This is a genomic window from Aeromonas sp. 75A (assembly GCF_051919425.1).
In the GTDB taxonomy this organism is placed as follows: domain Bacteria; phylum Pseudomonadota; class Gammaproteobacteria; order Enterobacterales; family Aeromonadaceae; genus Aeromonas; species Aeromonas veronii.
The window spans coordinates 107,276-128,208 of sequence record NZ_JBQBES010000002.1; the positions used below are offsets into that span (position 1 = coordinate 107,276).

Sequence of the window (20,933 nt, forward strand, 5' to 3'; positions counted from 1 at the left end):
CAAACAGATATCTCCTCCCCCTTCTGCCCATGTTAGGTAGAAACGACAATGGGGGCCACAGGCCCCCATCTCGCTATCCCATCCGGCAAAACCGCAACGTTTAACTACCTTCGTTAAAAATTTCCAGATTGCTGGTGCCTTCCTGCCATTCACGCACCGCTTTGGTGTCATCGTTGCGCAGGGCATTGAGGTGATCCAGATAGGACTGGTCCACGTCGGAGGTGACGTAGTGGCCATTGAAAACCGAGGTCTCGAAGTGACGCAGATCCGGGTTGATCTCCCGCACGGCGGCTTCCAGATCTTCCAGATCCTGGAAAATCAGACCGTCAGCGCCAATCAGCTTGCACACCTCTTCCACTTCACGGCCGTGGGCGATCAGCTCGTTGGCGGTGGGCATATCGATGCCATAGACGTTGGGGAAGCGAATTTCCGGCGCTGCCGAGGCGAAGTAGACCTTGGCTGCCCCCGCTTCACGGGCCATCTGGATGATCTGCTCGGACGTGGTACCACGCACGATGGAATCATCTACCAGCAACACCTTCTTGCCCTTGAATTCGGAGCTGATGGCGTTGAGTTTGCGGCGCACCGACTTCTTGCGCTGGGTCTGGCCCGGCATGATGAAGGTACGGCCGATGTAGCGGTTCTTCACGAAGCCCTGACGGTATGGCAGATCCAGGGTGTGAGCGATCTCCAGCGCCACGTCACAGGAGGTCTCGGGGATGGGGATAACCACATCAACGTCGAGATCTTCCCACTCGCGGGCAATCTTCTGACCCAGCTTGCGACCCATGTTGAGGCGGGCGGCGTAGACCGAGACCTTGTCGATGCACGAATCGGGACGGGCGAAGTAGACGTATTCGAAGATACAGGAGCTCATCTGCGGGTTCTCCGCACACTGCTCGGAGAAGAGCTGGCCCTGCTCGGTGATGTAGATGGCTTCACCCGGCGCAATATCCCGTACCGTCTCGAAACCGATGGCGTCGAGCGCCACGCTCTCGGAGGCGAGCATGTACTCCACCTGGCCCTGCTCGTCCTGACGACGACCGAGGATCAGCGGGCGAATGCCGTTGGGATCGCGAAAACCGATGAGACCATGGCCAATCACCAGCGAGACCACCGCATATGCACCGCGGATCTGCTGATGGGTTCTGCGCACCGCGGCGAAGATATCTTCGGGACGCAACGCCATCTTGTCACAGCGATCCAGCTCGTGGGCCAGCACGTTCAGCAACACTTCCGAATCGGAGGTGGTGTTGATGTGGCGGCGGGCGACCTTGAACTGCTGCTCCTTGAGCTCCTTGGCGTTGGTGAGGTTGCCGTTATGGGCCAGCACCATGCCGTAGGGAGAGTTCACATAAAAAGGTTGGGCTTCAGCGGCACTTGAGCTGCCTGCGGTGGGGTATCTGACATGACCTATGCCGATGTTCCCTTGCAAACGCTGCATGTGACGCACTTCAAACACGTCCTTCACCAGGCCATTGGCCTTGCGTTGCCGGAAGTTTCCACTATCAATGGTCACGATCCCGGCGGCATCCTGTCCCCTGTGCTGCAACACCGTCAAGGCGTCGTAGAGGGCCTGATTGACGGGGGTGGTGCCAACTATACCGACAATACCACACATGTCTTTGCTACCTCGAAGTCACTATACCTGTTTAAGAAAACTGGATGAGTTCAACATGAACCCGAAAAACCACTGGATCACCGGCTTGAACTCCGGCACCAGCTTGGACGCCACCCACCAGTCGCTCTGGGAGAGGCTGGTGAAGGTATCCATGAAAAAAAGCAGGGCACTGACGATCAGCACCCCGCGAATTGCACCGAAGCAGACCCCCAGCACCCGATCGGTACCGGAGAGACCCGTCTTGTCCACCAACAGGCCCACCACATAGTTGACCACGCTGCCGAGGATCAGGGTCGCCACAAACAGCGCCGCGATGGCCAGACCGTTGCGAACCAGCGCGTCGGAGAAGGAGGTGAAATAGACGGCGAGATCGGGATAGAAATGGCTGGCAATAAAGAAGGCGACGAACCAGGTGACAAGAGACATGGCCTCCTTGACGAAGCCGCGAACCAGGCTGATGAGAGCAGAGAAACCGACGATGCCGATGATGGCGTAATCAATCCAGACCATAGAAAAAGATGTCCTGCGAAATTGCGGCGCAGTCTAACAAAAACGATTGCGCATTGCTTGATAAAAATGTGTTAACTGTTCAAAGCGACGCCGAAAAGCCGCATTTTTTCAGCACTAAAACGGTTGATCGGCGCCAGAATGCACAACGCCATGGCAATGCCATGGCGTTGTGGTCTGCGGCGTGAGCTTACCCGATGTGGGTCAGGCCACCCATGTAGGATTGCAGCGCAGCCGGGATGGCGATGCGGCCATCTTCCTGCTGGTAGTTCTCCATCACGGCAACCAGAGTACGACCCACTGCCAGACCGGAGCCGTTCAGGGTGTGCAGCAACTGCGGCTTGCCGTCGATACGCACGCGAGCTTGCATGCGGCGCGCTTGGAAGTCGGTGCAGTTGGAGACAGAGGAGATCTCGCGGTAAGTGTTCTGGGCCGGCAGCCACACTTCCAGATCGTAGGTCTTGGAAGCGCAGAAGCCCATATCACCGGTAGAGAGCGCCATCACGCGATACGGCAGCTCCAGCAGTTGCAGCACCTTCTCGGCGTGACCCACCATCTCCTCCAGCGCATCCCAGGATTTCTCCGGGTGAACCAGCTGAACCATTTCGACTTTGTCGAACTGGTGCATACGGATGAGGCCGCGGGTATCACGACCGTAGGAACCGGCTTCAGAGCGGAAGCAGGGGCTGTGGGCGGTCATCTTGATCGGCAGCTCTTGCGCGTCAAAGATCTCGTCACGGGCCATGTTGGTGAGCGGCACTTCGGAGGTCGGGATCAGGGAGAACTTGCGTACCTTGCCCTCTTCTTCCCCTTCACCTTCGATACCGGTGTTGAACAGGTCTTGAGCAAATTTCGGCAACTGGCCGGTGCCATAGAGGCTGTCCGGGTTCACCAGATAGGGCACGTAGCACTCGGTGTAACCGTGCTGCTGGGTGTGCAGATCCAGCATGAACTGAGCCAGGGCACGGTGCAGACGGGCAATCTGACCCTTCATCACCACAAAACGGGTACCGGAGAGTTTGACGCCATTCTTGAAGTCAACGCCCTTGGCCGCTTCGCCCAGATCGATGTGATCGCGTACCGGGAAGCTGAACTCACGCGGGGTACCCCAACGGCGCACTTCCACGTTGTCGTTCTCGTCACGGCCCACCGGAGTGGTCTCGCTCGGCAGGTTGGGGATGGCGTCGGCAATGGCTTTCAGCTGGGCCAGCAGGGCATCCAGCTCGACCTTGCTGGTTTCCAGCTCGTCGTTGATTTTGGTCACTTCGGCCTTGAGCGGGGCAACATCTTCACCACGACGGGCAGCTTCACCGATGGATTTGGAGCGGGCGTTGCGCTCGGCCTGCAGCTCCTGGGTACGGGACTGCAGATCCTTGCGTTTCTCTTCCAGAGCGTTGACAGCCGCTACGTCCAGAACGTAGCCACGTGTCGCCAGACGAGCGGCAGCCTCTTCGATATCGCTGCGCAGATATTTGGGATCCAGCATGGTTTACCTACTTTTTTAAAATGGGATCTGGGCCTGAGTCGTCATGACGGGCTGGGAAACAGATCCGGAAGTTAACATCGGTTGGCGCACCCCAATCGTCTTCAGAATCGGGCCTTAACTATCACAGGCCTTCGAGATCAAGAAGATGGCGCAAGGCCAAGACAAGCGGGGTCAGACGGGCAGTGTAGCAGACCGCCCCCCCGCCCGAACAGGGACTATTTGTGTCGTTTTTACCGACTTTGGCACGCAAACCGTCCTGTATATTCAAACGCCTGACCAATTTTCAGCCACGCGAGGTAACAAAGGGGCTATTTGCCCCGTTGCTGCGGACTTTGCCTGTCCAGTTCATGGAGGTAATCGAGCTTCTGGCCAATCTGCTTTTCAAGGCCGCGATCGGTGGGCTGGTAGTACTGCTTGCCCGCCAGCTCGGGCGGGAAATACTGCTCGCCCGCAGCATAGGCGCCCGGCTCGTCATGGGCATAGCGATACTCGGCGCCATAGCCCAGATCGCTCATCAGCTTGGTCGGCGCATTGCGCAGGTGCACCGGCACCTCGAAGTCAGGGAGGTTTTTGGCATCATTAAGCGCCGCCTTCCAGGCGGTGTAGACCGCATTGCTTTTCGGGGCACAGGCGAGATAGACGATCGCCTGGGCGATGGCCCGCTCCCCTTCCGCCGGCCCGATCCGATGGAAACAATCCCAGGCCGACAGGGCGACCTGCATGGCACGGGGATCGGCATTGCCCACATCTTCCGAGGCAATCGCCAGCAAACGGCGGGCAATATAGAGGGGGTCGCAACCGGCGCTCACCATACGGGCATACCAGTAGAGCGCCGCATCCGGCGCCGAGCCGCGAATGGATTTGTGCACCGCCGAGATGAGGTCGTAGAAGTGATCGCCCCCCTTGTCGAAGCGGGCCACGTGCTCCCCCACCACGGCAGCGAGCAGGGCACTGTCGATCACCCGCCCCCCTGTGCTGTCGGTTTCGGCCATGTCGGCCAACAGCTCCAGATAGTTGAGGGATTTTCGCCCGTCCCCATCAACTGCCTTAGCCAACGCCTCTTTGACGCCGGGGGCAAAGGTGAGTGCCGGATCATTGAGACCACGGGGATCGGTCATCGCCTGATCGAGCATGGCGAGAATATCGCTATCCTCCAGTCGCTTGAGCAGATAGACCCGGGCTCGTGAGAGCAGTGCGTTGTTGAGTTCGAACGAGGGGTTTTCAGTGGTGGCACCGATAAAGGTGATGGTGCCATCTTCGATGTGGGGCAGGAACACATCCTGCTGGCTCTTGTTGAAGCGGTGCACCTCATCCACAAACAGAATGGTGCGCACCCCGCGCCAGCTGTTCTCCTTCGCCTTGTCGATGGCGGCGCGGATCTCCTTGATACCGGAGGTGACCGCAGAGAGTCGCTCCACTTCCGCCTGACAGTAGTGAGCCATCAACTCCGCCAGCGTGGTCTTGCCGGTACCGGGCGGCCCCCACAGGATCATCGAGTGGCAGTGACCCGCCAGGATCGCTTTGCGCAGGGGCTTGTCAGCCCCCAGGATATGTTGCTGACCGATATACTGGTCGAGGTTTTGCGGCCGCATCCGGGCCGCCAGCGGACGAAAGTCCGATGAAAAATCCAGCGACAAGTTACTCATCTGTATTGACCACCCAACGTCACGCCACTCGCCTTTGACTGGCGCAGTGGCGAGCAATCCAACGACCGCTTGCTCATTAGCGCTGGTCGTCCAGCTCGACCCCCTTCGGGATCTTGAAAACAAATTCGTTGCCCTTGAGCACCGGCTTGCGGTTGAAGCTGCTCAGGGTGAATTCACTCCACTGCCCTTGCGCCTCTTTCACATCGAAACGACTGATGTTGTCTTGTCTGTCGAAGGTGACACGGAAGGAGGCGATCAGCTCATCCTTGTTGCGGCTGGTGACGGTGTAGACATCGCCCTGCTGGGTCACGTCATAGTTCTTCCAGAACTTGTCGTCATTGCCAGCGATCAGAATAAAGGGGGTGTTGAGCACCGCATCTTTCAGCTTTAGGGCGGTGACCTGCTCGACGAAGGGATCATAGACCCAGACATCCTGACCATCGGCCACGATCAGGCTCTCGTCCGGCGAGGTGGTGTGCCAGTTGAAACGGTTTGGCCGCTGCACCAGCAAGTCGCCGCTGGCCTTTTGCAGCTCCTTGCCCTTGCTGTCATAGACGGTCTGGGCAAATTTGGCGGAGAAGAGGCTCACCCCCGCCAGCTTCTGTTTGAGATCGCTGGCCGCATCGGCCCACACCTGGCTGCTGGCCATCAGCAGCACGGTACCCATCAACAGTTGTTTTTTCATCACGCTCTTCATAAAGACGCTCTCGATAAAAGGCCACGCCCGCGAAGGGCATGGCCAGGGATAGTAAGAAACGGTGAGGCTTAGTCCCGCACCGGCGGCGGTGCCAGCACGTCGCGCTGACCATTGCCACCCGGTGAGCTGACGATGCCCTGATTCTCCATCTGCTCGATGAGACGGGCTGCCCGGTTGTAACCAATCTTGAACTTGCGCTGGACGCTGGAGGTCGAGCCACGGCGGGACTCCACCACAAAAGCGACCGCTTCGTCGAACAGGGGGTCCAGCTCTTCGTCGCCACCACCGCCATATTCGCCGCTGCCACCTTCGCCACCCGACTCACCGGAGAGGATCTCCTCGATGTAGTTCGGCTCGCCGCGCAGTTTCCAGTCCGCCACCACCTTGTGCACTTCGTGATCATCGACGAACGCACCGTGTACCCGGGTCGGGTTGGAGGTACCGGCTGGCATGTAGAGCATGTCGCCCATGCCGAGCAGAGATTCGGCGCCGCCCTGATCGATGATGGTACGCGAGTCGATCTTGCTCGACACCTGGAACGAGATACGGGTCGGGATGTTGGCCTTGATAAGACCGGTAATCACATCCACCGACGGACGCTGGGTCGCCAGAATGAGGTGAATACCGGCGGCCCGCGCCTTCTGGGCGATCCGGGCGATCAGCTCTTCCACCTTCTTGCCGACGATCATCATCATGTCGGCAAACTCGTCCACCACCACCACGATGTGGGGCAGTTTCTCCAGCTCCGGCGGCATCTGATCCATGGAGTCACCCGGGCGCCACAACGGATCCAGCAGGGGTTCCCCCTCCTCGATGGCGGCCAGTACCTTGTCGTTGTAGCCCTTGAGGTTGCGCACCCCGACTGCCGACATCAGCTTGTAACGGCGCTCCATCTCGCCCACACACCAGCGCAGGGCGTTGGCGGCATCCTTCATGTCGGTCACAACCTCGGTCAGCAGATGCGGGATCCCTTCGTAGACGGAGAGTTCCAGCATCTTGGGATCGATCATGATAAAGCGCAGATCATCGGGGGATGACTTGTAGAGCATCGAGATGATCATGGTGTTGACCCCCACTGACTTACCGGAACCTGTGGTACCGGCCACCAGCAGGTGAGGCATCTTGGCCAAGTTCACCACCACCGGCTCCCCTGCGATGTCCTGACCCAGGCCCATGGTGAGCGGGTTGCGGCTATCGCGGAACGCATCGCAGTCGAGGGTTTCGCGCAGGTAAACGGTCTGTCGCACCCGGTTGGGCAGCTCGATACCGACATAGGTTTTACCCGGGATCACTTCCACCACCCGCACGCTGCTGGCAGAGAGGGAACGTGCTAGGTCGCGCGAGAGGTTGGTGATCTTGCTCGCCTTCATGCCCGGCGCCAGATCCAGCTCGAAACGAGTAATGACCGGGCCCGGATAGACACCGACCACCTTGGCCTGCACGTTGTAGTCGGCAAGCTTGGCCTCCACCAGACGGCCCATGCGATCCAGCTCATCCTTGCTCATCATCTGGGTTTTGGCGGGTGGACGGTCGAGCAGCTCGATACTCGGCAACGGCGGCAGCGTAGATTGCGGACGACGCTTGGGCTTGGTCGGTGCGACGGCTACCGGTGCGCCGACCTCGTCGTCCCCTTCGGCCCGGGCAGATCCAGATCGTCCTCATTATCGTCATCGGCCACAGCCAGTACCGGCTGACGGCGACCATTGGCGGCCGCCACCGCACGTTTCGGCTTGGCAGCCGGAACCGGCTCATCATCTTCATCATCAAACTGGGGATCGAACTCGAAGGTATCGTCGTCGAGTTCCGGCAGCCACTCTTCGGCGGCAGCCTTCTGATTTTTGGCCTTGGGCTTGCGCGTCCAGCTGGTGTGTGGCTCATCTTCCTCATCATCAAACGCGATGGCCCCTACCCCGCCTTCCAGCAAGGGATCCGGCCCCTCGTTGCGGGGTTGACGCCAGCCACCGGTCAGCCAGCGGCCGAGGGTGGTCGGGAAGTGGTAAACAGCGCTGACCGAACCGGTACAGGCCGCACCGATCTGCTCGACGATGGTGAGCCAGGACCAGCCGGTAAACAGGGTGATGCCGGTTGCCACGAAGCAGAGCAGCATCAGGTTGGCACCGACGCCGCCAAACAGCGGCACCACCGCGGAGGCGATCACATCCCCCACCAGACCACCGGCGGAGAAGTTTTGCATATCGTTGAAGTTCATGCTGGCAATGGCCGACATGCCGAGTACGGTCAGGATAAAGCCGATGATCCGCACCCCCAGGGTGAGGTAATCCACATCGAGCAGACGGCTCGGGCGCCAGAACAGACTCCAGCCCAGCAGCACCACCAGCGGCGGCACCAGATAGGAGAAGGCACCAAAGGTAAACATGGTGATGTCAGCGAGCCAGGCTCCGGCACTACCGGCGAGGTTCTTCACCTCCCCTTGCCAGGAGGTCTGGGACCAGCCGGGATCAGCGGGATGATAGGACAACAGGGCAAGCAGAAGATAAGCAGCCATCAGGGTGATGGCGATCAAGACGGCTTCGAAGATCCGTTGTGTACCTGATAAAGGAGTAAACAGCTTTTTATCGGCCAAACTCCGGCTCCTTTCTGAAAACATGTAATGCAGGAAATAAGGGGGCCTAGTATCCCCGAAAAGCCCATCGATTGTCAGCCAGAGCCTGATGGGACGGGGGCCATATTTGCAATTATCTTTACAAGAAGAAACGAGCGGACCGGCCGCTCGTTTCTGACTGTCATGGTGTCTCATATGGAAAAGATACCACGGCATAACCTGCTTTATCGGGTGCTGATCACCAGACGACTGCTCTGCTTGACCTCTTCCATCACCACGTAGGTGCGGGTGTCATTGACACCGGGCAGACGCAGCAGGGTTTCCCCCAACAGACGGCGGTAAGCCGACATGTCGCTGACTCGGGTCTTGAGCAGATAGTCGAAGTCACCGGAAACCAGATGACACTCCTGGATCTCTTCGAGCACCTGAACAGCCTTGTTGAACTGTTCAAACACATCAGGCGCCCCGCGATTGAGGGTTATCTCTACAAACACCAGCAGAGATGCGTCCAGATAATGAGGGTTCAGAATAGCGGCATATCCTTCGATATAACCTTGTCGCTCGAGGCGACGAACCCGTTCCAGACACGGTGTAGGACTCAGGCCAACTCGCTTGGACAACTCAACATTCGAAATCCTGCCATCCTTTTGCAGTTCATTAAGAATGTTGCGGTCAATCCTGTCCAAATCCTTTAGCCGACTCTTAGCTTCCATCATTTTATTCCATCCTTTGGCTATTTTTTGGTAAGAATCACCAGTCATTTTATAATTATGGTCACAAATCCTGTCAATACCTGAATATACTAGGCGCAAATGTTGGTTAACATTTTGGCAACATGAAACACCAATCTATAGACGAGGGATAGCATGATTATCGGTGTACCTAAAGAGATAAAAAACCATGAATACCGCGTAGGCATGGTTCCGGCCAGTGTACGTGAACTGACAGCACGAAACCATACTGTTTTCGTCCAAAGCGGTGCCGGAAACGGCATTGGCTTCAGCGATGCAGATTATATCGCTGTTGGAGCCGAAATTTTGGCCTCTGCAGCAGAGGTTTTCGCCAAAGCCGAGATGATCGTCAAGGTCAAGGAACCTCAGCCTGTCGAATGTGCCATGCTGCGTCCGGGTCAAACCCTGTTCACCTATCTGCATCTGGCGCCAGACTTGCCCCAGACCGAAGCCCTGCTGAAAAGCGGCGCCATCTGTATCGCCTATGAAACCGTCACCGACGGCCGTGGCGGCCTGCCCCTGCTGGCCCCCATGTCGGAAGTGGCCGGACGCATGTCTATTCAGGCGGGTGCTCAGGCGCTGGAAAAATCGCGCGGCGGTAGCGGTGTTCTGCTTGGTGGCGTACCCGGTGTCGAACCGGCCAAGGTGGTGATCATCGGTGGCGGCGTGGTCGGCTCCAATGCAGCCCGCATGGCCATTGGCCTGCGCGCGGATGTAACCATCCTCGATAACAACGTCGATACCCTGCGCCGTCTCGATAACGAGTTCCAGGGAGCGGCCAAAGTGGTCTACTCCAACAGCGAGACGCTGGAGCACCATCTGCTGGCGGCCGATCTGGTCATCGGCGGCGTGCTGGTGCCGGGTGCCACTGCGCCAAAACTTGTCCGCCGTGACCACATTGCGCGCATGAAGCCGGGTTCTGCCATCGTCGATGTGGCCATCGATCAGGGCGGCTGTGTGGAAACCTCCCACGCCACCACCCACCAGGATCCGACCTATATCGTCGATGAGGTGGTGCACTACTGTGTCGCCAACATGCCAGGGGCGGTGGCCCGCACCTCGACCGTGGCGCTCAACAATGCCACCCTCCCCTTTATTATCAAGCTGGCCCAGCAAGGGTATCGTCAGGCACTGCTGAGCGATCCCAACCTGTTGCACGGGCTCAACGTGATGGAGGGCAAGCTCACTTGCAAGGAAGTAGCCGTGGCACATGGCCTTGCCTACACGGATCCCCTGACCCTGCTGAACTGATCTGCGCTGGCCTGCGCCAGTTGGAGATGAGTGAAAATCCGCCCGCGATGGGCGGTTTTTTTATTCCTTTATTTTGCATGTCATCCCTTGTGAACACGATTAGTGCAATCGACTCACCAGCCTTTGACCCCGGATCACGAATTACCTACAATCGCGCAAACTCATCACATCCCGGAAATGACATCATGAGCCAAGTCACTCACAGCAAATTGCTGATCTTAGGGTCAGGCCCGGCCGGTTACACCGCGGCCGTCTACGCCGCCCGCGCCAACCTCAATCCCCTGCTCATCACCGGCATGCAGCAAGGGGGTCAGCTGACCACCACCACCGAAGTGGAAAACTGGCCCGGTGATCCGGAAGGCCTGACCGGCCCGGCCCTGATGGAGCGCATGAAAGAGCATGCAGAGAAGTTCGATACCCGCATCCTGTTTGATCACATCAACAGTGTCGAACTGACTCAGCGCCCGTTCCGCCTCAAAGGAGACAACGGCGAATACACCTGCGATGCCCTGATCATCGCGACCGGCGCCTCCGCCAAGTATCTGGGTCTGCCCTCCGAAGAGGCCTTCAAGGGTCGCGGCGTCTCCGCCTGTGCCACCTGTGACGGTTTCTTCTACCGCAATCAGGAAGTGGCGGTGATCGGCGGCGGCAACACCGCAGTTGAAGAAGCCTTGTATCTGGCCAACATCGCCAAGAAAGTGCACCTGATCCACCGCCGCGACGAATTCCGTGCCGAGAAGATCCTGATCAAACGTCTGCACGACAAGGTCGCGAGCGGCAACATCGTGCTGCACACCCACCAGACCCTGGACGAAGTGCTGGGGGATCAGATGGGGGTCACCGGTGTGCGCCTGCGCAACACTCAGGACAACAGCACCAGCGAGCTGCCGCTGATGGGCGTCTTCATCGCCATCGGCCACCAGCCCAATACCCAGATCTTCGATGGCCAGCTGGAGATGCAAAACGGCTATCTGAAGGTACGTGGCGGCCTCGACGGTTTTGCCACCCAGACCAGCATTGAAGGTGTCTTCGCTGCCGGCGACGTGGCCGACCACAACTACCGTCAGGCGATCACCTCTGCCGGTACCGGCTGCATGGCAGCCCTCGATGCCGAACGCTACCTCGACGCGCAATAAACAAGCGTAGTTGTGATATAAGGCATACCAGTCGGTATGCCTTTTTTATTTAAAGGAGTCTAATGAAACAGAAGATATTGATTGTCGAAGATAGCCTGACCATCCGCCGTATGCTGACTCAGGCCATTGCCCAGCAGACAGGCCTCGAGATTGACGCCTTCGATACCCTCGAAGGAGCCCGTCACTGTCGGGGCGAGGAGTATGTGGTCGCGCTGGTGGACCTGACCTTGCCGGATGCGCCCCGTGGCGAAGCGGTCAACGAGCTGCTGGCTCGAGGTTTGCCGGTGGTGATCCTCACTGCCGACATCAGCGAGGATAAACGTGCCGCCTGGCTGGAAACCGGCGTGCTGGACTATGTGATGAAGGATTCGCGCCACTCGCTGCAATATGCCGTCAGTCTGGTGCACCGCCTCTATCTCAACCAGTCCATCGAAGTGCTGGTAGTCGACGACTCACGCACCTCCCGTCACCGCACCATGGCCCAGTTGCGCAAGCAGTTGTTGCAGGTGCATGAGGCCAGTCATGCCCGTGAAGCGATGGCGATGCTGGAGCAACACCCGGACATCCGGCTGGCACTGGTCGACTACTATATGCCGGATATCGATGGCATCAGTCTGGTACGGATGCTGAGAGAGCGTTACAGCAAGCAGCAGCTCGCGATTATCGGGATCTCGGTCTCGGACAAACGCGGTCTCTCTGCTCGCTACCTCAAGCAAGGCGCCAACGACTTTCTCAACCAGCCGTTCGAGCCGGAAGAGCTGCAGTGTCGGGTCAGCCACAATCTGGAAGCGCTCGAGCAGTTCAACAGCATTCAGGAGTCAGCCAATCGTGACTACCTGACCGGTCTCTACAACCGGCGCTACTGGTTCAACGAAGGGCAAAAATGGTTTGAAGAGCATCAGCGCCAGCAGACGCCTCTTGCACTCTGTGTGCTCGATGTGGATCACTTCAAGCAGGTCAACGATCACTGGGGCCATGCCATCGGCGATCAACTGCTCTGCCATCTGACCCGGCTACTGACCCAGTTCTTCCCCGATGCCATGATAGCCCGGTTTGGCGGAGAGGAGTTTGCCATGATGGTGCCTCACTGTACCGTCCCTGTGTTGATCAAGCGTCTTGAAGGGCTGCGTCAGCAGCTGCGCCAGCAACCCTTGTCATCGGAAACCCCGCTCTTTGTTCGCGCCAGTTACGGCGTGATCAGCGTCGGGCGGATATCCATGGACGAGGCGCTGAGCGTAGCGGATCGGCTGCTCTATCAGGCAAAGAACACCGGTCGCGACAAGATAGTCTCTCAAGAGACAGCTATCTGAATCCTCAGGGCATCAGTCCCGTGTATTACCGCCCGACAGACTTTCCAGCAGGAGAGTCTGCGGGTTCCTTTCCTGCCACAGTCTCCCCATCACAATGACTATCGAAAGTCAGTAAGTCTTGTCGACCCGCACCCCATCATCGAAGTAGAGAATGCGCACCTTGTCCCCATTGGCAAAGACCATGGCGGGATCATAATCCTGGATCACGTTAATAAGGGCATTTTGCTCGTTGCGGATCAGCAGCTCCACCAACTTGTTTTCCACCACGGTTCCCCCGGACTGGTATTGCTGCGCAGCCGCAGCTCCCGCCAGCGCCCCGACGGCGGTGGCGATTTCACGACCATGACCGCCGCCAAACTGGTTGCCCAGCAGACCGCCCAACACGGCACCTCCCAGCGTCTTCCAGCCAGAGTGCTCTGACTCCAGGATCTGGCGCTGGGTAATATTGCGCACCGTTTCGACCTGACCAAACACCACCTGATTGACTGGCCGCGCGGTATTGCGCTGGTAGACCTCCGCCCCGGCGGGCGCCGTGACAAAGCAGAGCAAGCTGGATACTATCAGGATAATGGCCTTCATCTATGAACCTCGTTGCCTTATGTCTCGCTATCTTACCCAACTGGATGATGAGCTTTGCTGGTTTCCCGACCCCAGCCATGCGCTGGAAGAGCCCAACGGCTTGCTGGCGATCGGCGGGGATCTCTCCCCAGCCAGATTGCTGGCAGCTTATCACAAGGGGATCTTCCCGTGGAATGAACCCCACCAGCCGACCCTGTGGTGGTCACCGGATCCCCGCGGAGTGATCCGCCCAGACCAACTCCATGTGGGGCGGACACTGCAGAAGATTATCCGCCGTACCCCATTCGATATTTCCGTCAATCGCGCCTTTAATGAAGTCATTACCGCCTGCGCCGCCCCTCGTCGCACTGCCGATGGCACCTGGATCAGCCAACCCATGATCGAGGCCTACCAGCAGTTGCACCAACTGGGTCATGCCCACTCTATCGAGATCTGGCAAGAGGGAGAGCTGCAAGCGGGACTGTATGGCCTCTCTATCGGCCGACTGTTTTGCGGTGAATCCATGTTCAGCCGGATTGATAACGGCGCCAAACTTGCCATGGTGGCACTCTGTCGCCACTTCGCCCGCCATCGCGGCGCCCTCATCGATTGCCAGATGCAAAACCCGTTTCTGGCGACCCTGGGTATCGAGGAGTGGCCACGGGCCCGTTTTCTGGCTGAGCTGGCGCGCCTTGGCCATCAACCACTGTTGGCTTCCTGCTGGCAAGAGGGGGAGATCAGCTTATGACTGAAGAAGTGATCCTCAAAGTAGGGCTGACTCCCAAGCATCCCTGCAGTTATCTGGACCATGAACAGGAGCAGTTGCTGGTGCTGATGGATCACAATCTGCTCAACGCCAACGGTTACGAGCGATTGTTGACTGCCGGTTTTCGCCGCAGTGGCAACGACATCTATCGTCCCCACTGCCCGGCGTGCCATGCCTGCCAATCCCTTCGTATTCACAGTGAACACTTTCGTCCCAGCCGCGGCCAGAAGCGGATCCGCCAGCTCAACAGGGATATCGAGATCGTCCTGAGCTACGACGACAAACCCGAGTATTACCTGCTCTACGAACGCTATATCCGCGAACGCCACCACGATGGCAGCATGTATCCCCCCAACCGCAGCCAGTATCGCGGTTTTCTCCATTGTGACTGGATGCCGCCACTCTATCTGGAGATGCGCAAGGAGGGCCGTCTTATCGGCGTGGCCACCACAGACCTGCTACCCCACTCCTTGAGCGCCATGTACACCTTCTTCGATCCGGATTATGCCGATCGCTCCCTGGGCACCTTTGCCATCCTTTGCCAGCTCGATCTGGCCAGGCGAACCGGGCGAAGCTGGCTCTATCTTGGCTATCTGGTAGAGGCGTGTCGCAAGATGAATTACAAACGCAATTACCTCCCTCATGAGCTGTTAATTCAGGGGGAATGGAAAAATATCGACACCAAGCCCGAGTAAACTTTACACATAGCCTTAAATCCGGCATGATCCAGCGGTTTTTTGTTGTGGCTTATCAAGAGGATTCAATGGCTAAAGAAGACAGTATTGAGATGCAGGGCACTATTCTCGAAACCCTGCCCAATACCATGTTCCGTGTGGAACTGGAGAATGGTCACGTGGTTATCGCTCATATTTCAGGCAAGATGCGCAAAAACTACATTCGTATCCTGACTGGAGACAAAGTAACGGTAGCACTGACTCCCTACGATCTCTCCAAGGGACGTATTGTTTTCCGCTCTCGCTAAGCCAGGAATTCAGCAAAAAACCCCAACCTTTCGGTTGGGGTTTTTTGTCGTTTTCTGATCACTGACGCTTAGTGGGAAACAGCTTCAACATTGACCTGAAAATCAAAGCTGAGGCTGTCATTTACCAACTCAACCTTCACTATCCCCCCGTCAACCAGTGAACCAAACAGGATCTCTTTGGCCAGGGGTTTCTTGAGGTGCTCCTGGATTACCCGACCCATCGGTCTGGCCCCCATGGCTCTGTCATACCCCTTCTCCGCCAACCAGTGGCGGGCACGCTCGGACACCTCGAGAGAAACTCCCTTCGCATCCAGTTGAACCTGCAATTCGACAATAAACTTGTCGACCACCTGATGGATCACCGTCATATCCAGATGGTTGAACCAGATGGTGTGATCAAGCCGGTTGCGAAACTCCGGACTGAAGGTCTTGTTGATCACCGCCATGGCATCGTGGCTCAAATCCTGTTGCTGGAAGCCAATCGATTTGCGCTGGGTCTCCTGCACACCGGCGTTGGTAGTCATGACCAAAATCACGTTACGGAAATCCGCCTTGCGCCCGTTGTTGTCGGTCAGGGTGCCGTTGTCCATCACCTGCAACAGCAGATTGAATACGTCCGGGTGAGCTTTCTCAATTTCGTCAAGCAACACAACGGAATGAGGATGCTTGATCACCGCATCAGTCAGCAGACCCCCCTGCTCAAAACCGACATAGCCGGGAGGCGCACCAATCAGGCGAGATACGGTATGGCGCTCCATATACTCAGACATATCAAAGCGCAGCATCTCCACCCCCAGCGCCTTGCCCAACTGCTGGGTCACCTCTGTTTTACCGACACCGGTAGGACCGGCAAACAGGAAGCAACCAACCGGGCGACGCTCGTTGCCAAGTCCGGAGCGTGACAGGCGAATCGCATCGGTCAGCACCTCGATGGCTTTATCCTGCCCAAAGACCACCATCTTCAGATTGCGCTCCAGGTTCTTCAGTACTTCTTTATCTGAAGAGGAGACTGATTTTTCCGGAATGCGGGCGATCTTGGCCACAATGGACTCAATTTCCTGCACATTGATCACTTTCTTGCGCTTGCTCGCCGGCAGCAACCGTTGACCGGCACCCGCTTCGTCGATCACGTCGATCGCCTTGTCGGGCAAGTGACGATCATTGATGTACTTGGCAGAGAGCTCGGCAGCTGCACGGATCGCCTTGGCGGTATAGCGCACGCCGTGGTGAGCTTCATAGCGACTCTTGAGCCCCATCAGGATGCGAGTGGTGTCATCGATAGTCGGCTCGACAATATCGATCTTCTGGAAGCGACGGGCCAACGCACGGTCTTTCTCGAAGATCTGGGCGTACTCCTGATAAGTGGTGGATCCCACACAGCGGAGCAAACCATTGGAGAGCAACGGCTTGATCAGGTTGGCCGCATCCAGCTGACCACCGGAAGCAGCACCGGCACCAATGATGGTATGGATCTCGTCGATAAAGAGGATGGCCCCTTCCTGACGCTCAATCTGCTTGAGCAGTACCTTGAGGCGCTTCTCGAAATCACCACGGTATTTGGTGCCCGCCAGCAGAGAACCCATATCCAGCGAGTAGATGGTACTACCGGCGATCACCTCGGGCACATCGCCTTTAACGATACGGTAAGCCAACCCTTCGGCAATGGCGGTTTTACCCACGCCCGCTTCACCCACCAGCAGCGGGTTGTTCTTGCGACGGCGGCAGAGCACCTGAATGGTACGATTGAGCTCCTGATCACGGCCAATCAGCGGATCGATGCGCCCTTCCAACACCAGCTGGTTCAGGTTGGTGGCAAAGCTCTCGATCTGTGCGGCCGAAACATCATCATCAGACTCGGGATTGTTATTGCTGCCGAGATCCGGCTTGCTGTCCTTGCGCACCCCGTGGGAGAGGAAATTGACAACGTCGAGACGGCTGATCTCGGCTTTTTTCAGGAAATAGGCAGCTTGTGACTCCTGCTCACTGAAGATAGCGACCAGCACGTTGGCGCCGCTGACTTCGGTATTGCCGGAGGATTGCACATGGAAGACGGCACGCTGCAACACGCGCTGGAAGCCCAGTGTCGGCTGGGTTTCACGATCTTCATCGTCGCGCGGTATGAGCGGAGTAGTTTGGGTGATGAATGCGCGGATCTCCTTGCGCATCTGCTCGACATCGGCACCACAGGAGCTCAGCGCCTCATGGGCTGAACTGTTATCCAGAAGGGCTAACAACAGGTGCTCGACGGTCATGAATTCGTGGCGCTCGTCACGGGCCAGTTTGAAAGCCTCGTTCAGCGTCTTTTCTAGATCTTTATTCAACATAGGCACCTCCCCTAGTACAGCTACAATGTGGTGTCACACTCGCCATCAAGTCATCAGATTCAAGCCTTTTCCATAGTACAGAGCAGTGGATGTTCGTTGTTACGTGCATAGGTGTTGACCTGGACAACCTTGGTTTCGGCGATCTCTGCGGTAAACATGCCGCAGACACCCTTACCACTATAATGCACACTCAGCATGACCTGAGTCGCCTTGTCCAAATCCATACCAAAGAACTTTTGCAGCACCTCCACCACAAACTCCATGGGCGTGTAGTCATCGTTGTTCAACACAACCTTATACATGGGTGGCGGCTGCAGCTTTGTTTTCTCTGCTTCTGCAATCTCTTCATTAGCAAAGAGTTCTTTCTGCTTGCTCATAATCGCGCTTTGGTACCTCTAGATTACTACCGTCTAACACAAGGTTGTCAATAGACTTGTTAACCAGATCACATCAGCTGTTAACAACTTCTTGACTCGCTCAAAAGTTAGACTAGATTGGTTACTTGCTAATCTGTGCCCGTCTGCTATGGGCCCATGTCCCTAGTTATAAAGGGCTGGCGCAGGTTACTCAACGACTTCTGGGTAATCAATAAAAGGATGTAGAAGTATGGCAACCGGCACAGTTAAGTGGTTTAACAACGCAAAAGGATTTGGGTTTATCTGTCCGGAAGGGGGCGGTGAGGATATCTTCGCTCACTACTCCACGATTCAAATGGAGGGCTACAAGACCCTGAAAGCGGGTCAGGCTGTCAATTTTGAACTGCAACAGGGGCCGAAAGGAAATCACGCCTCTGTGATTGTGCCAAACGAAGCACAAAATATGTAAATAACACCCGTTGGATAAATAAAAAACCGGTTCCTCTCTGAGCAACCGGTTTTTTATTGTCAGATTTCTGGCGAATCCTGCCTCCTCACGGGATCACAGGGTTATCACCAGCCATAATCAGTCGTGATATTCACTGCAGGCGATCAGGGTATTTTCCATCAGGCTGGCGACCGTCATCGGGCCCACACCACCGGGTACCGGAGTAATGAAGGAGGCATGGCTGCGCGCCGTCTCAAACTCCACATCACCGACCAGCGAACCATCAGCCAGGCGATTGATGCCCACATCAATTACCAGTGCTCCCGGTTTGATCCACTCCCCAGGTATGAAGTTGGGCTTGCCGACTGCGACAACCAGCAGATCGGCACGGCGTACCTGATCTTCCAGATCCCGGGTAAAACGGTGACAGGTCGTGGTCGTGCAGCCCGCCAGCAGCAATTCGAGGGTCATGGGACGCCCAACGATGTTGGAAGCACCGACCACAACGGCGTGCAAACCATGGGTTTTGACACCGGTGGTCTCGATCAGTGTCATGATCCCTTTCGGAGTGCAAGGGCGCAGCGCCGGAATACGTTGGGCCAGACGACCGACGTTATACGGGTGAAATCCATCTACATCCTTGTCAGGCTGGATCCGCTCCAGCACCTGAGTGGTATCAAAGTGATCCGGCAACGGCAACTGAACCAGAATGCCATCTACGTGGCTATCCGCATTCAACTGGTCGATCAGCGCCAGCAGCTCTTCCTGACTGGCAGTGGCACTCAGGTCATAGGAGCGGGAGAGAAAACCCACCTCCTCGCACGCCCGACGTTTACTGCCGACATAGACCTGAGAGGCTGGATCCGCCCCCACCAGAATGACTGCCAGCCCTGGAGCCCGTTTCCCTGCCGCCAACCGCTGTTGGACTTGCGCCGCGACCTGGCTGCGAATCGTTTGCGCAACCTGTTTTCCATCTATGATTTTGGCAGACATCGTTCTCCACTCACCATGTGTTCAACTGCCGCGCATTGTCGCATTTTTTTAGCCGGGATGTTAGCGGCAGACGCACGCCATACCTGTAGCGGGCAATAAGTAGGCACTTGAATTTACTGGGGGAAAAAGTCGTTGACGCTGGCCCTTACGCTTGGCTATGATGCCCGCCCGTTGCCCAGTACGACTCATGTCGATATGCTGGTCAGGGATTTTCGGTGATTAGCGCAGTCCGGTAGCGCATCTGGTTTGGGACCAGAGGGTCAAAGGTTCGAATCCTTTATCACCGACCATGTTCATCGACTCGTCGTCAAGACGTGTCGATACAAAGCGCCCTTAGCTCAGTTGGATAGAGCAACGGCCTTCTAAGCCGTGGGTCGCAGGTTCGAATCCTGCAGGGCGCGCCATTGATGTTCCCCAATCCTTCTGGATTGGCGAGCGTTGATGAAAATTTCAGTGGTGGCTGTAGCTCAGTTGGTAGAGTCCCGGATTGTGATTCCGGTTGTCGTGGGTTCGAGCCCCATCAGCCACCCCATTATTCTGTCGATAATCGCCGTAAGGTGATGTCCATCGACCTGGTGCAGTGACCTTCTGGTCTGCTTCGCAAAAAACCGGCCTTGGCCGGTTTTTTGTTTTGCGCTCCACAATGCGATGCCTTGTCTGCAAGGCCATCCTCCAGATCGATAAACAGGGCTCCGCCCATTTGTCACGCTTCGCGCTCCCCGTCGATACACAGCCACACTCCCCCGCACATCAGTCTGCCCGGTTCTTTTTCTGTATTTCCCAAGCGCCATTGATATGCTGATCGCTCTTCTTCTCTCCTGCTTTTCGTTGGAGCTTTTCTATGCAACGCATTCTTTTTGTCGAAGATGATCCCGAGATTGGCCAACTCATCAGCAGTTGGCTCGGTCGCCACGATATGGACGTGATCCTCGAGCCCAGAGGGGATATGGCGCTGGCTCGGGTCGAGGCCGAACAGCCCGATCTGGTGCTGCTCGATATCATGTTGCCGGGGCAGGATGGCATGTCCCTCTGTCGGGATCTGCGGCCGCGCTTCGACGGCCCCATCGTGATGCTCACCTCACTGGATAGCGACATGAACCAGATCCTGAGTCTGGAGCTGGGCGCCAACGACTACATCCTTAAAACCACCCCGCCCCCCGTGCTACTGGCCAGACTGAGGGTGCAGTTTCGCCAGCACCAGCAAGCATCAACCCAACCGGCAGCCACCAGCAGCGTTCCACAGCAACTGCAATTTGGTCGGCTGCGGGTGGATGGCCCGGGGCGAGATGTGCTGCTCGATGGCGAGAGCGTTGCCCTCTCGACCGCTGACTTTGATCTGCTGTGGGAGCTCGCCTGTCACGCGGGCCAAATTTTGAGTCGGGAAGCCCTCTTTCGCAGCTTGCGCGGCCGGGAGTATGACGGCCAGGATCGCAGCATGGATGTGGCCATCTCCCGCCTGCGCCGCAAACTGGGTGATAACCCTGACAACCCGACCCGGATCAAGACGGTGCGCCAGAAAGGCTACCTCTTCGTCCCCCACGCCTGGGAATAACCCTCT

Annotated in this window: 19 protein-coding genes, 3 tRNA genes and 1 pseudogene; 12 read left to right on the top strand and 11 right to left on the bottom strand. The window is 57.2% G+C overall.

What is annotated here, in order from left to right; translation table 11 throughout:
* Positions 1–100 precede the first annotated feature (100 nt).
* A complete protein-coding gene (gene purF / locus ACTG2T_RS00480) occupies positions 101–1,621 on the bottom strand; it encodes an amidophosphoribosyltransferase (protein ID WP_005351229.1) in 1,521 nt (506 codons plus the stop codon).
* Between the two features lie 21 nt (positions 1,622–1,642).
* Entirely contained in the window at positions 1,643–2,131 is a 489-nt protein-coding gene (locus ACTG2T_RS00485) for a CvpA family protein (RefSeq protein WP_005337086.1), read from the bottom strand.
* An 8-nt stretch (positions 2,132–2,139) separates the two neighbouring features.
* On the opposite strand from ACTG2T_RS00485, the gene ACTG2T_RS00490 reads away from it, so the two are divergent.
* Entirely contained in the window at positions 2,140–2,316 is a 177-nt protein-coding gene (locus ACTG2T_RS00490; protein WP_155395816.1) for a hypothetical protein, read from the top strand.
* 2 nt (positions 2,317–2,318) lie between these two features.
* On the opposite strand, the gene serS is transcribed toward ACTG2T_RS00490, so the two are convergent.
* From serS to lrp, 5 genes and pseudogenes are all read right to left on the bottom strand, one after another.
* Positions 2,319–3,614 (bottom strand): serine--tRNA ligase, encoded by a 1,296-nt coding sequence (serS, locus tag ACTG2T_RS00495; RefSeq protein WP_005337087.1) that lies wholly within the window; start codon positions 3,612–3,614, stop codon positions 2,319–2,321.
* A 308-nt stretch (positions 3,615–3,922) separates the two neighbouring features.
* A complete protein-coding gene (locus ACTG2T_RS00500; protein ID WP_330124424.1) occupies positions 3,923–5,260 on the bottom strand; it encodes a replication-associated recombination protein A in 1,338 nt (445 codons plus the stop codon).
* Positions 5,261–5,336: 76 nt separating this feature from the next.
* Complete coding sequence (lolA, locus tag ACTG2T_RS00505; protein WP_041202312.1) at positions 5,337–5,945, bottom strand: outer membrane lipoprotein chaperone LolA; 609 nt, start codon at positions 5,943–5,945, stop codon at positions 5,337–5,339.
* Positions 5,946–6,025: 80 nt separating this feature from the next.
* Positions 6,026–8,541, bottom strand: a pseudogene (locus tag ACTG2T_RS00510) (DNA translocase FtsK 4TM domain-containing protein).
* 203 nt (positions 8,542–8,744) lie between these two features.
* Positions 8,745–9,236 (bottom strand): leucine-responsive transcriptional regulator Lrp, encoded by a 492-nt coding sequence (lrp, locus tag ACTG2T_RS00515; protein ID WP_005300047.1) that lies wholly within the window; start codon positions 9,234–9,236, stop codon positions 8,745–8,747.
* A gap of 150 nt (positions 9,237–9,386) precedes the next feature.
* On the opposite strand from lrp, the gene ald reads away from it, so the two are divergent.
* The 3 genes from ald to ACTG2T_RS00530 all read left to right on the top strand — a co-directional run bounded on the left by ald (position 9,387) and on the right by ACTG2T_RS00530 (position 12,948).
* Entirely contained in the window at positions 9,387–10,502 is a 1,116-nt protein-coding gene (gene ald / locus ACTG2T_RS00520; protein WP_330124426.1) for an alanine dehydrogenase, read from the top strand.
* A 185-nt stretch (positions 10,503–10,687) separates the two neighbouring features.
* Entirely contained in the window at positions 10,688–11,638 is a 951-nt protein-coding gene (gene trxB / locus ACTG2T_RS00525) for a thioredoxin-disulfide reductase (protein WP_019445530.1), read from the top strand.
* A gap of 62 nt (positions 11,639–11,700) precedes the next feature.
* Positions 11,701–12,948, top strand: a complete 1,248-nt coding sequence (locus tag ACTG2T_RS00530; RefSeq protein ID WP_330124427.1) for a diguanylate cyclase — start codon at positions 11,701–11,703, stop codon at positions 12,946–12,948.
* A 108-nt stretch (positions 12,949–13,056) separates the two neighbouring features.
* Here the strand turns inward: ACTG2T_RS00530 and ACTG2T_RS00535 are convergent, their stop codons facing one another.
* On the bottom strand, positions 13,057–13,527 hold the full coding sequence (locus ACTG2T_RS00535; RefSeq protein WP_005337104.1) for a glycine zipper 2TM domain-containing protein: 471 nt from the start codon (positions 13,525–13,527) through the stop codon (positions 13,057–13,059).
* A 19-nt stretch (positions 13,528–13,546) separates the two neighbouring features.
* Between ACTG2T_RS00535 and aat the strand changes: the two genes are divergently transcribed.
* The 3 genes from aat (at position 13,547) to infA (ending at position 15,254) form a co-directional block, all read left to right on the top strand.
* Complete coding sequence (gene aat, locus ACTG2T_RS00540; protein ID WP_069527212.1) at positions 13,547–14,254, top strand: leucyl/phenylalanyl-tRNA--protein transferase; 708 nt, start codon at positions 13,547–13,549, stop codon at positions 14,252–14,254.
* The gene (locus tag ACTG2T_RS00545) at positions 14,251–14,967 is read left to right on the top strand and encodes an arginyltransferase (RefSeq protein WP_005351203.1); all 717 of its coding nucleotides are present in this window, start codon (positions 14,251–14,253) and stop codon (positions 14,965–14,967) included. The genes aat and ACTG2T_RS00545 overlap by 4 nt, the downstream gene beginning before the upstream one ends.
* A 68-nt stretch (positions 14,968–15,035) precedes the next feature.
* Positions 15,036–15,254 (top strand): translation initiation factor IF-1, encoded by a 219-nt coding sequence (gene infA / locus ACTG2T_RS00550; RefSeq protein WP_005300033.1) that lies wholly within the window; start codon positions 15,036–15,038, stop codon positions 15,252–15,254.
* A gap of 68 nt (positions 15,255–15,322) precedes the next feature.
* Here infA and clpA read toward each other — a convergent pair whose 3' ends face one another.
* Positions 15,323–17,578 (bottom strand): ATP-dependent Clp protease ATP-binding subunit ClpA, encoded by a 2,256-nt coding sequence (gene clpA / locus ACTG2T_RS00555; RefSeq protein WP_330124428.1) that lies wholly within the window; start codon positions 17,576–17,578, stop codon positions 15,323–15,325.
* Positions 17,579–17,637: 59 nt separating this feature from the next.
* The gene (clpS, locus tag ACTG2T_RS00560) at positions 17,638–17,955 is read right to left on the bottom strand and encodes an ATP-dependent Clp protease adapter ClpS (RefSeq protein WP_005337111.1); all 318 of its coding nucleotides are present in this window, start codon (positions 17,953–17,955) and stop codon (positions 17,638–17,640) included.
* 229 nt (positions 17,956–18,184) lie between these two features.
* On the opposite strand from clpS, the gene cspD reads away from it, so the two are divergent.
* A complete protein-coding gene (gene cspD, locus ACTG2T_RS00565) occupies positions 18,185–18,403 on the top strand; it encodes a cold shock-like protein CspD (protein WP_005300025.1) in 219 nt (72 codons plus the stop codon).
* Between the two features lie 117 nt (positions 18,404–18,520).
* On the opposite strand, the gene folD is transcribed toward cspD, so the two are convergent.
* Complete coding sequence (folD, locus tag ACTG2T_RS00570; RefSeq protein WP_005346435.1) at positions 18,521–19,375, bottom strand: bifunctional methylenetetrahydrofolate dehydrogenase/methenyltetrahydrofolate cyclohydrolase FolD; 855 nt, start codon at positions 19,373–19,375, stop codon at positions 18,521–18,523.
* 213 nt (positions 19,376–19,588) lie between these two features.
* On the opposite strand from folD, the gene ACTG2T_RS00575 reads away from it, so the two are divergent.
* From ACTG2T_RS00575 to rstA, 4 genes are all read left to right on the top strand, one after another.
* A tRNA-Pro gene (locus tag ACTG2T_RS00575) sits at positions 19,589–19,665 on the top strand.
* A gap of 37 nt (positions 19,666–19,702) precedes the next feature.
* Positions 19,703–19,779 (top strand) — tRNA-Arg (locus ACTG2T_RS00580).
* A gap of 52 nt (positions 19,780–19,831) precedes the next feature.
* Positions 19,832–19,907: transfer RNA gene (locus ACTG2T_RS00585), tRNA-His, on the top strand.
* Positions 19,908–20,216: 309 nt separating this feature from the next.
* Complete coding sequence (gene rstA / locus ACTG2T_RS00590) at positions 20,217–20,927, top strand: two-component system response regulator RstA (RefSeq protein ID WP_330124429.1); 711 nt, start codon at positions 20,217–20,219, stop codon at positions 20,925–20,927.
* The last annotated feature ends 6 nt before the right edge of the window (positions 20,928–20,933 follow it).